We start from the raw sequence: 13,104 nt of genomic DNA, 5'->3' as shown, positions 1-13,104 counted from the left end.
GCCAAAACCTCCGGGGATTCTCGTTTACGTTCAGATAACGATGACTAATCGTTCACCTTGACGCGGCGGTTCACCTCGCGCGTCGCGGAGAACTTCAGCACGGTGTAGTCGTTGACCTCGGCGTCTCCGTCGTCCTTCGCGAACTGCACCCGGTGCCCCTTGTGCGTCTGCGGATAGAACTTGCCGAAGTTGGTGAGTGTGACCGTGTTCCCGCGGCCCACGAGGTCGAGGAGCTCGTCGATCATCGCGTTGTACGCCGTCTGTGCGGCCTGAACCGAGATGCCACCGCGTCGTGCGAATCTCTGCACGAACTCCCGCTTGCTCACCCGATTCGTCTCGAGCGTCCTTGATGTGCTCATGTCGTCTTCCGTCCCATGGAATGTCGCTCGTCACCGAGCGTCGTGCGCTGTACCCCTACCAACCGCATCCATGACGTGCCCCAGGTCCCGATCTCCTGCGACGACGCCGGGATCCCGCCAGTACCCCAGCCTGTGCTCTTAGAGGATAGATGCTCTTCCTTGGTATATGCGGTGAATCTCGGAATTCTCCCCGTGCCGGGAGTCCACCTGTCGAAAGAGCCGTCGAACGTCACGCCCTGCTCAGGCACCCAGCAGGGCGCGGATCGGGTAGCGCTGATCCTCGAGGATCGCCTGTGCGGCACGGCCGGATCCGGTGTGGATCAGGATCGGCGCACGCAGGTTGATGTACACGCCGTCGGCAGAGGGGTTCGCCACGACGAACACCCGAATCTCCGACTCGTCGGCGGCGCCGATCTCGGACCGCACGTCCGCGGGGATGCTCGGCTCGTAGCCGTAGTCCCCGGATCGCGGGTCGAGGAGGAACAGGCGGACGTCGGCATCCGTCGCGCGCAGCGCGTGCAGGCCCTCCGCTCCGTCGATCTGCTCGAGGGTGAAAGACGTGTGCGGAGCGAGTCCGGGCATCGGCGAAGCGAACTCGACGTCGACCGTCGCCGTCGTCCGGTCAGTGGGTGCGCTCATCGCAGGAACTCCATCAGATTGGTCTGCAGCGAGCGGGCCGTCACCTGCAGGGCGGATTGGAACACGAGCTCGGCCGACTGCAGGTGCACGAGCACCTCGAGACTGTCGACGTTCTCGACCTCGGCACGGCGCGCTTCGAGGTCGATCGACGAGGAGAGATTCTGCGCCGACGCCCGCTCGATCTGCACCTGACGAGCGCCCGTGGATCCGCGAGCCGCGGTGACGTCCTTCAGCCGCGCATCGATGTCGCCGAGACGCGAGCCGACCTCGGCACCGCTGCGCAGTTCGGCCGCGATGTCGTTCAGCAGGGCGAAGGCGCTGTCGGCCCCTTCGCCGAACGCCTGAGCACCGTCGAAGTCCACGCGCACGGTCTCGTTCTCGCTGATGCGGCGATGCACACCGTCGCCCGCGCCTCCGTTGAAGCTGAAGGTGGTGGGATCGAACGCGGCTCCCGCATCGCTCGTTCCCGCGAAGACGCTGCGGCCGAGCACCCTCGTGTTCGCCTTGGCGAGCAGCTCTGCGCTGATCGACTCGAGCTCCTGGGCGATCGACTCGCGAGCGGTCGGGCTCAGCGCGCCCGAGTTCGCTCCCTGTGCGGTGAGATCACGCGCGCGGTTGAGCAGATCGGCGCTCGCGCCGAGAGCGGTGTCGACCGTGGTCACCCACGCCATCCCGTCGCTGAGGTTGCGGGCGAACTGAGCGACGCGCGCCTGATCACCGTGCACACCGAGCGCCGTGGCCGCGGCGGCCGGATCGTCGCTCGGCGAGCGGAAGGCGCGCTGCGACGCGGCCTGATCCTGCAGCCGTGCGCGATCCGCGAGGTTGGTCTGCAGTGTGCGCAGCGACTGCTGCGTCATGGTGCTGGTCGTGATTCGACCGATCATTTCACTCTCCCCAGAGTCAGCGGCCGACGAGGCCGGTGCGGTTGATCAACAGATCCAGTGCCTCGTCGACGGCCGTCAGAACGCGAGCCGCCGCCTGGTATGCGGTCTGGTAGGTCAGGAGGTTGATCGTCTCCTCATCGCCGTCCACCGAGGCGTTCGACTGCTGCGCGGTGACCGCCGCGACCGCGCCCATATCGGCGATGTCCGCGCGCTGCAGATCCCCGGCGACGGCGACTGCGAAGCCGGTGACGAACGTCGACCACGTCTTGCTGGGCCCCGCCGCAGATGTCCCCAGCGCACTGATGCGGTCGGCGATGGTGGTGTCCTTCGCGCCCGCACCCGGCGCTGCCAGTGCCAGCTGATCGAGTCCCGTCGGGACGACACGGAGTCCCAGCGCCGCCGGACCCGAACCGTCGAGCGCGAAGAAGTCGCCTCCGGCCGCCCCCGACGAGGTGACGCCGGTGCGGTGCACGTCGTTCACGGCGGTCGCGAGCGCGGTCGCCGTCTCGTTGTAGGCGGCCGCGACACCGGCGAGCGTCCCCCCGTCGGACGCGGGGGCCAGAGCGCTGATCGTGCCGCCGACGACGCCACCCGTGATCGGCACCGCGAGGTTCGGTCGATCCGCCCATGAGACGGTGATCCGACCTGCGTCCGCGATGTCACGCGGTCCGCTTGCGACGAGCGCTCGGCTGCTGTCGCCCGACACGAGCGCATTGCCGTCGACGCGAAGAGTCAGTGTGCCGTCCGGCTCGACGATGCCCTTCGCACCGACGGCCGACGAGAGCTGCTGGGCGAGGACGCTGCGCTGATCCATGAGCTCGTTGGCGTTGCGCCCCGATTGCAGCGCCTCCCTGATCTGCCCGTTGAGAGTGGCCACCTGGCTCGCAGCGGCGTTGACGTCGGCGAGCTGACCGTCGACCTGACTGCGCAGGTCGTTCCACTGCCCCGCAATGGTCTGGTAGCCCTCCGCGATCTGTCCGATGAGCACGTCGGCATTCGAGAGCACGACCTGCGCCGCTGCCGGATCCGGCGTGTTGGCGAGGTCGGACCAGCCCGACCAGAACCTGTTGAGGTTCGCGGCGAGACCGTCCTTCGTGGGTTCGGCCAGCACGTCCTCTGCGCGGCTCGCTGCCGTCGCACGAGCCGACCAGAAGCCGGAGGTCGACAGCGCGTCGCGCACACGGGCATCGAGGATGTCGTCGCCGAGCCTCGCGATCCCGGTCACGCCCACTCCCCCGCCGATGGCGATGCCGGATGGCCAGAGCCCCGTCTGCCCCGGCGCCGAGAGCGAGGTCTGCTCCACCCGCTGGCGCGTGTAGCCCGGAGTCGTCTGGTTGGCGATGTTCTGACCCGTGACGGTCATCCCCGCGCGTGCGGCCGAGAGCGCGGATTCTGCGAGGCGGAGCCCTGCGAAGGAAGACATGGTTACCTCAGACCCTGGTGTCGAGAAGTCGGGCGTCCGCGCCGCGGACGACGTCGCCGTGCGTGTCGTACTCGCCGGTCGGCACCCCGAGGCCGGCGATCGTCTCCTGCGTCACCCGGATCGCCGTGCGCAGACGCTGCTCGTTGACCTTCTTCATGTCGCCGATCTCGTCGGCCAGAGTGGTCATGGCCTCGAGATGACCCGACAGGATCTCGCGCCACGCGTCGGTCGGCGCAGCCTCGATCAGATCGCGGAGCGTCGTCGCCTCGGGTACGCCCCACTCGTCAGCCACCGCGATGACCAGCGTGTCGCGCGACAGTGCGACGGTCGGCATGGCCGCGAGGACCCGCTCGATCTCGTTCGCCGCATGGTGGATCCACCGGTTGCGTCCGGTCGCGAGCAGCATCTGCTGCTCGTCGAGCTTGAACAGCAGCACCTCCAGCAGATCGCGCTCTCGCATCAGTTGCATGCTCAGGTCGTGAGCGGCCACGATTCGTCACCTCGTCATGTCGCGGTTTCCATGACGGGATCGCCCGTCACATGAACGACTATCGCGACAACGCTCGACGCAGTAACTCGGAGTCCCGGAGATGACACTCCGAGCGTCCGATCATGGAGCAGGGGTGGTTCTGCCCAGGGCGCCGAGAATGAGCGATTCGGCGGAGTCGCCGGAGGAGGTCTGCACGGCCTCCTGATTCGCATCGCTCACGGCGATGACGATCTCGGCGCGGTTGATGCGCTTGTCGCGAGGGGCGTCGATGCCGACACGGACACCGCTCGGCGTCACGGCGAGGATCGTGACGGTGATGTCGTCGCCGATCACGATGCTCTCGTTGGCGCGTCTCGTCAGTACCAGCATGCGTCGTCTGCCTTCCATGGCGTGAGCGCCGGTGCGCCCTCTGCTCACAAACGTATCGCACTCAACTCATAAATGAGCAGAATCGAACGCTACAACGCGCCGCTGGGAAGAGCCGACTGCGTCATGCGGACGACGCCGACCACGTCGGTCGCGAGACCGCCCGCCGCAGCCTCGTCGTAGGAGAGCACCGGAAGGCCGCTGACCTGCGATGACACCATCCGACGCACCGCCTGTCGCAGTGACGGCGCGCAGACCAGAACGGGCTCCGGACCGACCTGGTCGAGTTCGGCGACAGTGCGACGCACGTTCTCGAGCACCTGCATCGTCGCCTCCGGCGTCAGCACGATCTGCGGGTGACCGTCGACGACGCGCATGCCCTCGAGCATCTGCTGCTCGAGGATCGGCTCGAACATGACGACCCGGATGCGTCCGTCCTCGGCGAAGCGCGAGGCGATCGCCGGCCCGAGCGCCGCCCTGGCCGCGTCGATGAGACCCGCCGTCTCCGTCGACGTCTTGCCTCGGAGTGCGAGCGCCTCGTAGATACGCGCCAGGTCGTTGATCGGCACCCGCTCGGAGAGGAGCCCCGCCAGCACGCGCTGGATCGCGGCGAGCGACAGCACGGCCGGGGTGAGTTCCTCGACCGTCGCAGGGCTGGACTGCTTCAAGTGCTCGGTCAGCTGGCGGACGTCTTCGAGGGAGAGCAGGCGGTCGGCCTGGCTCTGCACGATGTCGGAGAGGTGGGTGATGATGACGCTCGCCCGATCGATCACCGTCGCGCCGGCCATGTCGGCGGCGTGCGACATCTCGGCGGGCACCCACTTGCCCTCGAGACCGAACACCGGGTCGACCACGGCCGTGCCCGGAAGCTGCTCGAGTCCCGTGCCGATCGCGAGAACGTGGCCCCGAGGAACCGACCCGCGTCCGGCCTCGACCCCGGCGATGAGGATCGAGTACGTCTGCGCGGGCAGCTCGATGTTGTCCCGCGTGCGCACAGGCGGCATGAGGATGCCGATGTCGAGGGCGAGCTTGCGGCGGAGGGACTTCACCCGGGTGAGCAGATCTCCCGCTCCCCCTGAGGCGAGATCGACGATGTCGGGAGACAGCGAGATCTCGAGGGCGTGCACGCGCATCCGGTCCATGAGATCCTCCGGGCCCTCGGTGCCGGCCTCGACGGCCTCCTGCTGCAGGGCATCCGCCTCACGTGCGGCATCGCGGTCCTCGTTCGCCTTCACGCGGGATGCCGCGAACAGCAGTACTGCACCGATCGCCAGGAAGATCACGAGCGGCATCCCGGGGATGAACCCCATGGCGATGGCGGCGAGTCCGGTGATCACCAGGGCGTTGCGGGACTGCATGAGCTGACGGCCGGCGGCCTGACCCATCTCGGCCTCCGCGTTCTCACGCGTGACGATCATGCCGGTCGACACCGCCATGAGCAGGGCGGGGATCTGGGTCACCAGCCCATCGCCGATGGTGAGGATGCTGTAGGTCTCGAGCGCCTCGCCGACCTCCATGCCGTGCTGCACCATGCCGATGATGATGCCGCCGACGAAGTTGATGACCACGATCACGATGCCCGCGATCGCATCTCCCTTGACGAACTTCGACGCACCGTCCATCGCACCGTAGAAGTCCGCCTCCGCGGCGACCTCTGCGCGTCGCCTGCGCGCCTCGTCATCCGTGATCAGACCGGCGTTCAGGTCGGCGTCGATCGCCATCTGCTTGCCCGGCATGGCGTCGAGCGTGAAGCGCGCGCCCACCTCGGCGACGCGCTCGGCACCCTTGGTGACCACGACGAACTGGATGACTGTGAGGATGAGGAAGATCACGGCACCGATCACGAGTGAGCCGCTGATGGTGATCTGACCGAACGCCTGGATCACCTGACCCGCGTGGGCCTCGCTGAGCACGAGGCGGGTCGACGCGACGTTGAGGCCGAGCCGGAAGAGGGTCGCGACGAGCAGCAGACTCGGGAACACCGAGAAGTCCAAAGGCTTCTTCACGAACATCGCGGTCAGGAGGATCAGCAGCGCGAACGAGATGTTCAGGACGATGAGCACGTCGAGCAGACCGGTCGGGATGGGCACGATGAGCAGGAGGATGATCCCCACCACACCGACGGGAACAGCCCCCTTGGACAACAGCTGACCGATCATGCGTCTCGCCTTCTGATTCTCTCTGCTCGTTCTGATGTGCTCGCGGCCGGACTCACAGGCCGCGGTCCCTGGTGCTGGCGAAGGGCATCGTGTGCGTTCCCCTGGCCGAGCCTCGACGTTTGAGGTGCTCGATGAAGGCGAGCACCTGGGCGACCGCGGTGTAGAGCTCTTCGGGGATCTCCCGCCCGATCTCGCAGGCCGAGTGCAGCGCACGTGCGAGAGGGATGTCCCTGATCATCGGCACGCCGTTCTCCTCCGCCTTCTCGCGGATCTTCTGCGCGACGATCCCCGCGCCCTTCGCCACGACCCGTGGCGCCGACTTGCCCGGCTCGTAGCGCAGCGCCACCGCCACGTGCGTGGGGTTCACGAGCACGACGTCGCTGTCGCCCACCGCGGCGATCATCCTGTTGCGGCTCATGGCGAGCTGCCGCGAGCGGCGCTGGGAGCGCACGAGCGGGTCGCCCTCGGTCTTCTTGTGCTCGTCCTTGGCTTCGTTCTTCGTCATGTGCGTGTGCTTGCGGTTGCGCCGCATGACCACCGCCACGTCGATCGCTGCGAGCAGGATGCCCACCGCCACGGCGACCTGCAGCAGCGCGACCGCTCCCCCGGCCGCCTGCTCGAGCAGCCAGGTGATGTTGTGGCTGCCGCTGGCCATCAGTACCGGGACGAGACCCGAGACGACGATCCACAGTGCGAGCCCGATGGCCACGGTCTTCAGCAGCGCCTTGGCGCCCTCCCAGAGCGCCTGCCGGCCGAAGACGCGCTTGACGCCCGACACGATGTTGAACTGCTCGGTGCGCATGGTCACGCCGCGCAGGTGGATGCCGCCCTGCGCGACCGCGGTGGCCGTGGTGGCGAGCAGCACCACCACCAGCATCGGAAGCAGGATGCCCCCGAGCGAGGTGATGGCCGAGCTCAGCACATCCATGGCGGCGCCGTCGGTGGGGTTCATCGCGACGGGCGTCACGGCGAGGAAGAGCTCTGTGACCACCTGCGTGCCCGAGGCGATCGTCGGCACCATCATGACGGCCGCGGCGGCGATGCAGACCCAGGCCGTGAAGTCCTGGCTGCGGCCGATCTGGCCCTTCTTCCGCGCTTCCTTCAGGCGACGCTCGGTCGCCTTCTCGGTGCGTTCGCCGGTGTCGGTCTCGCTCATCGGGTCACCCCCAGGAGCAGTCGCGCAGCCTCCTCGGCGATCACGGCGACCACGCTCGGGAGCGCCGCGTAGACGAATCCGACGAGCAGGAGCGTGAGACCGATCTTGATCGGGAAGCCCATCGCGAAGGCGTTCAGGGCGGGCGCGACGCGGCTGACCAGACCGAGTCCGACGTCGGCGAGGAAGAGCACGATGAGCAGCGGTCCCGCGATCTGCACCGCGCTGAGCATCATCTGTCCCGCAGCGCCGACGAGCGCCTCGGCGGGCTTGGCGAGATCGATCATGCCGGTGACCGGCACCGCGTCGAACGATCGGAACAGACCGCCGAGCACGAGCTGGTATCCGTCGGAGGCGAACAGCAGCATGATCGCGGTCATCTGGAACAGTCGGGTGAACTGTGCGCCGTTGATCGCCATGCCGGGATCGAAGGCCTGAGCCAGCTGGAACCCGCCGAAGGTGTCGACGAGGTGGCCGGCGCCCTGGATCGCGCTGAAGAGCACCATCACGAGGAAGCCGAGGAGCGCCCCCGTGAGGGCCTGCCCTGCCAGTGCGAGCATGAAGGCCCCGGTGTCGAGGCGCTCATATCCTGCGGTCACGACCGGCGACACGGCGAGAGCGAGACCGACGCCGAGCATCGCGCGGATCCGCATCGGGATCGTGCCGTGACTGAACGGCGGGGCGAGCACCAGGAATGCCGTGATCCGCACGCAGGCGAGCGAGGTCGCCTCCAGCCAGGTGAAATCGATCGGGATGTTCATCAGCCGCCGTTCAGCAGCGACGGTATCCGCGCGAACATCTCGTTCGTGAACGCGATCATCTCGGCGATCATCCAGTGCCCCGTGACGAGGAGCGCGATGCCGACGGCGACGAGCTTCGGCACGAACGAGATCGTCATCTCCTGCACCTGGGTGATGGACTGCAGCAGCGAGATCGCGAAGCCCACCACCAGGGCGGTGATGAGCAGGGGCGCGCAGAGCTTCGCACCGACGATGAGCGCCGCCTGACCGATGTCGATGACCGCTTCGGGGTTCACCCGCCACCCCCGTTGTAGGACTGGACGAGCGCGGTGATGACCATGCCCCATCCGTCGATGAGCAGGAACAGGAGGATCTTGAACGGCAACGAGATCATGACGGGCGGCAGCATCATCATGCCCATCGACATGAGTGCGCTCGCGACCACCAGGTCGATGACGAGGAACGGCACGAAGATGATGAACCCGATCAGGAACGCCGCGCGCAGTTCGCTGATCATGAAGGCCGGGACGAGCGTCTGCAGCGGGATGCTCGCGGCGTCGGTGGGGTTCTCCATCTGCGCTGCGCGATGCATCAGCGCGATGTCCTCTTCGCGCGTGTACGAGAGCATCCACTGCCGCAGGGGCTCCTGGGCGAGCTCGAACGCCCTGCCGAAGTCGATCTGGCCGTCGGTGAACGGCGCGACGGCGACGGTGTTGATGTCGGTGAGCACCGGCCACATGATGAACAGCGTCAGGAACAGGCTGAGACCGGCCAGCACCTGGTTCGGCGGGATCGACGGCAGCGAGAGCGCGTTCCGGGTGAGGGCCAGCACGACGAAGATCTTGGTGAAGCTCGACATCATCAGCAGCAGCGCCGGAGCGACGCTGAGCACGGTGATGCCCAGCAACGTCATGATGCTGTCGGACGGCGCCCCGTTGATGCCGTTGATCGTCACGCCGTCGCCCTCGCCGTCACCGACCTGAGTCGGGACGTGCATCGCCGCTGCGTGCGCCCCTGTGGCCTGCAGCAGCACGAGTGCGGTCACGACGACGAGCACCGCGGCGAGCAGCACCCACACGCGGCGAGGCAGTCGCGGTGCGCGCGCAGACGTCGGCGCGGCGACTGCGGCGGATGCGGGCACGGCGGCACTCCGAAGATGGGTGGCGTGGCCGATCCGTAGCCAGGGGGTCGAGCGATCCGTGCTCGCAGTCGACTATCGCGACATCACGAGGTGCACGTAACCGCGTCGGCCGATGCGCTGACCGCGTATCAGGCGACCGAGCGCAGCGCGCGGTCGACGATGTCATCGGGCATCTCGACGGAGGCGGATCGTACGTCCGAGGAGACGACCTCCTCCTGCTCGAGAGGAGGAGCCTCCTGGGTGTCGACGACGTTGATCCCGTGCTCCGTCACGCCGAGCACGTAGCGGATGCCGCCGAACTCCGCCACGACGAGCTGTGCCTTGCCGCCGATGCCCGACCTCGCCACCACGGTGATCTTCTCCGGGCGCGCACGCGGCGCCGCGGCGGGCCGCGTCGGCACGAGCTCGGTCAGCTTGGCGAGCTTCTTCGGCATCAGCCCTGCCAGCGGACTCACGCCCTTCGCCTGCGACTTCTGCAGGCGGCGGCTCAGGAAGAGCAGCAGCCCGAGCACCGCTCCCAGCGCGACGATCGCACGGAGCGCGACGAGGATGTCGTCCACGCTCAGACCGTCTCGGCGCTGTCGAGGATGCGCTCGACGCGGATCGCGAAGTCGCCCTCGGCGACGACGACCGTGCCGTGCCCGATCAGTCGGCCGTTGAGCTTGATGTCGGCGGGAGACCCGGCGGCGCGGTCGAGCTCGACCACACGGCCCGGCTCGAGCGAGAGCACGTCGCGCACCGGCATCCGCGTGCGCCCGATCTCGACCACGAGCTCCATCTCGACCCCCGCGATGCGGTTGAGCCGCTGCGGACCCGACGCGGATGCCGCCCTGGCTCCGTCGATGCGCACGGATGCGCGCGCCACGACGCTGCCGTCGGCGTCGACCATGTCGAACACCTGGGTCCCCGAATCGGTGAAGACCTCGGCGGCGTCGACCACGGCTCCGTCGCCGAGCGAGCCGCTGCCGAGCACGGCGGCGGCCGCCTCGAAGATCGGGTGCAGGCGATCGGCCAGCTGAGCGTTCTTGGAGCCGTCCTCGAGCTGCGACGGGTCGATGACCTGGATCGCGATCCGGGCCCCGGGGCTGCCCGTGAAGGTGACGACCACCGCGTCGCCCGACGCGCCGGGGTCGGTGGACGGTGCCGGGATCACGGGGTAGCCGAACGGCAGCTTGCCGGCGATCGCCGCGGCGATGGCGGTCTCGTGGAAGGTGCTCATCAGTGGGTCTCCTCATGGGTGGTCGTGATCTTGCAGGTGAGGCGCGAGCCTCTGCTGCCCGGTGTCGCGAGAGCTATCCGGGTCTGCCCGGCCATGAGCTCGTACGGCCGGGTCTCGGGGTGAGGCAGGCGCAGCAGGTCGCCCGGTGCGAGATCGAGGATCTCTCCGGTGCCGATCGTGATGGGCGCGAGGCGCAGCGTCAGCTCCAACGGCGTGCTGCGCACCTGCTCCAGGGTCTGATCCGTCGAATGCGCCGATGCAGCGTCCGATCCCGTGGCCGCGAGGCGGTCGACGACCGCGGTCGCCGGCAGCATCACCGTCGCGGTCGACTCGGAATCGCCGAGACGCATGGTGTATCGGGCGACGATCACCGCCGCCGTCGCGGAGATGACCTGCATGTACTGGGGGTTGTAGTGCACCGCGGTGAAGCGCGGTGCACCAGGGAGCAGGGCGCCGAGGCTGGCGTGGAGGTGCTCGAAGGTGCCCTCCATCAGGTTGCGGACGAGGGCGAGCTCTATCGGCGTGAATGTGCGGGCTTCGGGAAGCGACGTGCTCCTGCCGCCCATCATCTGCACCACCCACAGCAGGGCGCTGTCGAGACCGAACTGCACGACGCACGGCTCGTCGCGGTCGGCGAACGAGCCGGCGACCATGGCCGTCGTGCCGGGCAGGGTGTCGGCGTACTCCTCGTAGGACACGAGCTCGACGGTCTCGAGTGCGAGGTGGGCGCGCACGCGGATCTTCGCCGTGAGCTGGGACGACCACAGGCGGGCGAACGACTCGAAGGCCGCTTCGAGATGGCGGGTGCTCTCGCGTCCGAGCTGGGCGGGGCGTCCGAAATCGTATGCCGGATGGCGCAGGGCGGGGTCATCGAGCACGGCGGATGCGGTCATGACGGTCTCCTCGACGGTGGTGTTCACGTGAGCTCAGTTGTTCGCAGCAGCCGCGAGAGCGGGTATCAGCGCTCTCACCTGCTCTTCTTCGTTCGATTCGACGATGATGTCGACGCGTCTGTTGCTGGCCAGCGCCTGAGGGGTGTCGCCCGGCACGATGGGTCGGGTGTCGGAGAACGCCGTCGCCTTCACACGGGGTCCTCCGACGCCTTCGTGCTCGACGAGGAACCGCGCCACCTGGGTCGCGCGCCCGCCGGACAGCTCCCAGTTGGTGGCGAAGGGTGCGGCGGAGACGCGGTGGTCGGCGTGCCCCTCGACACTCACCTGGTTGTCGACCGTGACGAGCACGTCTCCGATCGTGTCGAGCACGGCGTCCGCCTTCGCCGAGAGGTCGGTGCTGTTGTCGGCGAAGAACGTCTCTGCGCCGACCAGCCCCACCTGGAGCCCTCGGTCGTCGATGACGAACTGCACCGTGTCCTGCAGGCCCTGTGCCGCCAGCGAGGTGCTCATGCGATCGCGCAGTCCCTCGAGCGACTCGAACTCGATCTCGGCCCGCGCCGCGAGGTCGACCACCCCGTCATCGTCCTGCAGTTCAGGCGGCACGATCACTCCCTCGGCCGTGTCGGCACCGCCCTCGGTGCTCTCCTGCCCGAAGCCCGTGGCGAGGCTGTTCGCGAGCAGTTCGAACTTCGTCTTGTCGACGTTCGACACGGCGAAGAGCACGATGAACAGGCACATCAGAACCGTGACCATGTCGGCGTACGAGACGGCCCAGCGCTCGTCCGGCTCATCGTGCGAGTCATCTTCATGCCCGCGCCCGCGAGCTCGACGGGCTGTGCTCATTGCACGCCCTCTGCCCGTTCGGGCTCGCGCTTCTTCTTGGTGGCCTTGGGCTTCACGGTCGACAGCGCCTCGAGGCGCTCCTGGAGCAGGTGCGGTGCGCTTCCGGCCTGGATGGCGAGCATGCCCTCCGAGACCAGGGTCATCCGCTCGAGCTCGACGGCTCCGATCCGTCCGAGGCGACCGGCGATCGGGTTCCAGATGAAGTTGGCCGAGAGCAGACCCCAGAGCGTGGCGACGAAGGCCGCGGCGATCATCGGCCCGAGGTGGTCGGGTTCGTCGAGCTTCTCGAGCACGTGCGTCAGCGAGACGACGGTGCCGACGATCCCGATAGTGGGCGCATATCCGCCCAGCGACCCGAAGAACTTCGATGCCACGCGGTTGCGCGACGACGTCGCGGCGATCTCGTCGTCCATCACCGTGCGCAGATCCTCGGCATCCGTTCCGTCGGCGAGAGCCTGCAGCGCCTGTCGGGTGAATGCATCGGGTGCCGAGTCGAGCTCCTGCTCCAGTGCCAGCAGACCTTCACCCCTGGCCTTCTCGGCATACCCCACAAGGAAGGGGATGACCGCCTCCGGCGTCATCTTCGGGCCCCTGACCATGCGCCCGAGGCTCTTCACAGCGAGGATCGTGTCGCGGAGGGTGTGGCTGGCGATGCCGACGCCGATCGTCGAGCCGAGCACGAGGATCATGGGCGCCGGAATGAGCAGAGCCTCGAAGCTCGCCCCCTCCATCGTGATCATCGCCACCAGCGCGCCGAACGCCAGGATCACCCCGATGATGAATGCGGGATCCACC

General features: G+C 67.9%; 16 protein-coding genes. All 16 read right to left on the bottom strand.

What is annotated here, in order from left to right; genetic code table 11:
• Nucleotides 1-44: 44 nt before the first annotated feature.
• The 16 genes from ACZZZF_RS02100 to ACZZZF_RS02025 all read right to left on the bottom strand — a co-directional run bounded on the left by ACZZZF_RS02100 (nucleotide 45) and on the right by ACZZZF_RS02025 (nucleotide 13,103).
• A complete protein-coding gene (locus ACZZZF_RS02100; RefSeq protein WP_053096320.1) occupies nucleotides 45-359 on the bottom strand; it encodes an HU family DNA-binding protein in 315 nt (104 codons plus the stop codon).
• 240 nt (nucleotides 360-599) lie between these two features.
• Nucleotides 600-998 carry a flagellar assembly protein FliW gene (locus ACZZZF_RS02095; protein WP_072591333.1) on the bottom strand — a complete coding sequence of 133 codons (399 nt, stop codon included), beginning with the start codon at nucleotides 996-998 and terminating at the stop codon, nucleotides 600-602.
• A complete protein-coding gene (gene flgL, locus ACZZZF_RS02090) occupies nucleotides 995-1,882 on the bottom strand; it encodes a flagellar hook-associated protein FlgL (RefSeq protein ID WP_072591334.1) in 888 nt (295 codons plus the stop codon). The genes ACZZZF_RS02095 and flgL overlap by 4 nt, the downstream gene beginning before the upstream one ends.
• 16 nt (nucleotides 1,883-1,898) lie before the next feature.
• Nucleotides 1,899-3,305: a flagellar hook-associated protein FlgK gene (flgK, locus tag ACZZZF_RS02085; protein ID WP_056278825.1), complete on the bottom strand. Its 1,407-nt coding sequence runs from the start codon at nucleotides 3,303-3,305 to the stop codon at nucleotides 1,899-1,901.
• A 7-nt stretch (nucleotides 3,306-3,312) separates the two neighbouring features.
• On the bottom strand, nucleotides 3,313-3,795 hold the full coding sequence (gene flgN / locus ACZZZF_RS02080) for a flagellar export chaperone FlgN (RefSeq protein WP_053096323.1): 483 nt from the start codon (nucleotides 3,793-3,795) through the stop codon (nucleotides 3,313-3,315).
• Nucleotides 3,796-3,915: 120 nt separating this feature from the next.
• Entirely contained in the window at nucleotides 3,916-4,164 is a 249-nt protein-coding gene (csrA, locus tag ACZZZF_RS02075; RefSeq protein ID WP_463496894.1) for a carbon storage regulator CsrA, read from the bottom strand.
• Between the two features lie 89 nt (nucleotides 4,165-4,253).
• Nucleotides 4,254-6,320 carry a flagellar biosynthesis protein FlhA gene (locus ACZZZF_RS02070; RefSeq protein WP_072591335.1) on the bottom strand — a complete coding sequence of 689 codons (2,067 nt, stop codon included), beginning with the start codon at nucleotides 6,318-6,320 and terminating at the stop codon, nucleotides 4,254-4,256.
• Nucleotides 6,321-6,372: 52 nt separating this feature from the next.
• Nucleotides 6,373-7,476, bottom strand: coding sequence for an EscU/YscU/HrcU family type III secretion system export apparatus switch protein (locus ACZZZF_RS02065; RefSeq protein ID WP_056278827.1), 1,104 nt, complete (start codon nucleotides 7,474-7,476; stop codon nucleotides 6,373-6,375).
• A complete protein-coding gene (locus ACZZZF_RS02060; protein WP_042541108.1) occupies nucleotides 7,473-8,234 on the bottom strand; it encodes a flagellar biosynthetic protein FliR in 762 nt (253 codons plus the stop codon). The genes ACZZZF_RS02065 and ACZZZF_RS02060 overlap by 4 nt, the downstream gene beginning before the upstream one ends.
• Nucleotides 8,234-8,509 (bottom strand): flagellar biosynthesis protein FliQ, encoded by a 276-nt coding sequence (fliQ, locus tag ACZZZF_RS02055; protein WP_042541106.1) that lies wholly within the window; start codon nucleotides 8,507-8,509, stop codon nucleotides 8,234-8,236. Before fliQ ends, ACZZZF_RS02060 begins: the two co-directional genes overlap by 1 nt.
• Nucleotides 8,506-9,354 carry a flagellar type III secretion system pore protein FliP gene (gene fliP / locus ACZZZF_RS02050; RefSeq protein WP_285365412.1) on the bottom strand — a complete coding sequence of 283 codons (849 nt, stop codon included), beginning with the start codon at nucleotides 9,352-9,354 and terminating at the stop codon, nucleotides 8,506-8,508. Before fliP ends, fliQ begins: the two co-directional genes overlap by 4 nt.
• 128 nt (nucleotides 9,355-9,482) lie before the next feature.
• The gene (locus ACZZZF_RS02045) at nucleotides 9,483-9,914 is read right to left on the bottom strand and encodes a flagellar biosynthetic protein FliO (protein ID WP_072591336.1); all 432 of its coding nucleotides are present in this window, start codon (nucleotides 9,912-9,914) and stop codon (nucleotides 9,483-9,485) included.
• A gap of 2 nt (nucleotides 9,915-9,916) precedes the next feature.
• A complete protein-coding gene (locus tag ACZZZF_RS02040) occupies nucleotides 9,917-10,573 on the bottom strand; it encodes a FliM/FliN family flagellar motor switch protein (protein WP_053096328.1) in 657 nt (218 codons plus the stop codon).
• Nucleotides 10,573-11,466: a flagellar motor switch protein FliM gene (locus ACZZZF_RS02035; RefSeq protein WP_285365411.1), complete on the bottom strand. Its 894-nt coding sequence runs from the start codon at nucleotides 11,464-11,466 to the stop codon at nucleotides 10,573-10,575. Before ACZZZF_RS02035 ends, ACZZZF_RS02040 begins: the two co-directional genes overlap by 1 nt.
• Before the next feature lie 33 nt (nucleotides 11,467-11,499).
• On the bottom strand, nucleotides 11,500-12,309 hold the full coding sequence (locus tag ACZZZF_RS02030) for an OmpA/MotB family protein (protein WP_053096330.1): 810 nt from the start codon (nucleotides 12,307-12,309) through the stop codon (nucleotides 11,500-11,502).
• A complete protein-coding gene (locus ACZZZF_RS02025) occupies nucleotides 12,306-13,103 on the bottom strand; it encodes a motility protein A (protein ID WP_187249883.1) in 798 nt (265 codons plus the stop codon). The genes ACZZZF_RS02030 and ACZZZF_RS02025 overlap by 4 nt, the downstream gene beginning before the upstream one ends.
• Nucleotide 13,104: the final 1 nt, after the last annotated feature.

It is taken from the genome of Microbacterium sp. AC215, from assembly GCF_979258645.1.
This window is presented reverse-complemented; position numbering and strand designations above follow the sequence as displayed.

Coding starts and splice junctions, on each gene's coding strand:
- ACZZZF_RS02100 (WP_053096320.1), bottom strand. CDS start 359: ATGAGCACATCAAGGACGCTCGAGACGAATCGGGTGAGCAAGCGGGAG.
- ACZZZF_RS02095 (WP_072591333.1), bottom strand. CDS start 998: ATGAGCGCACCCACTGACCGGACGACGGCGACGGTCGACGTCGAGTTC.
- flgL (WP_072591334.1), bottom strand. CDS start 1,882: ATGATCGGTCGAATCACGACCAGCACCATGACGCAGCAGTCGCTGCGC.
- flgK (WP_056278825.1), bottom strand. CDS start 3,305: ATGTCTTCCTTCGCAGGGCTCCGCCTCGCAGAATCCGCGCTCTCGGCC.
- csrA (WP_463496894.1), bottom strand. CDS start 4,164: ATGCTGGTACTGACGAGACGCGCCAACGAGAGCATCGTGATCGGCGAC.
- ACZZZF_RS02070 (WP_072591335.1), bottom strand. CDS start 6,320: ATGATCGGTCAGCTGTTGTCCAAGGGGGCTGTTCCCGTCGGTGTGGTG.
- ACZZZF_RS02065 (WP_056278827.1), bottom strand. CDS start 7,476: ATGAGCGAGACCGACACCGGCGAACGCACCGAGAAGGCGACCGAGCGT.
- ACZZZF_RS02060 (WP_042541108.1), bottom strand. CDS start 8,234: ATGAACATCCCGATCGATTTCACCTGGCTGGAGGCGACCTCGCTCGCC.
- ACZZZF_RS02040 (WP_053096328.1), bottom strand. CDS start 10,573: ATGAGCACCTTCCACGAGACCGCCATCGCCGCGGCGATCGCCGGCAAG.
- ACZZZF_RS02035 (WP_285365411.1), bottom strand. CDS start 11,466: ATGACCGCATCCGCCGTGCTCGATGACCCCGCCCTGCGCCATCCGGCA.
- ACZZZF_RS02030 (WP_053096330.1), bottom strand. CDS start 12,309: ATGAGCACAGCCCGTCGAGCTCGCGGGCGCGGGCATGAAGATGACTCG.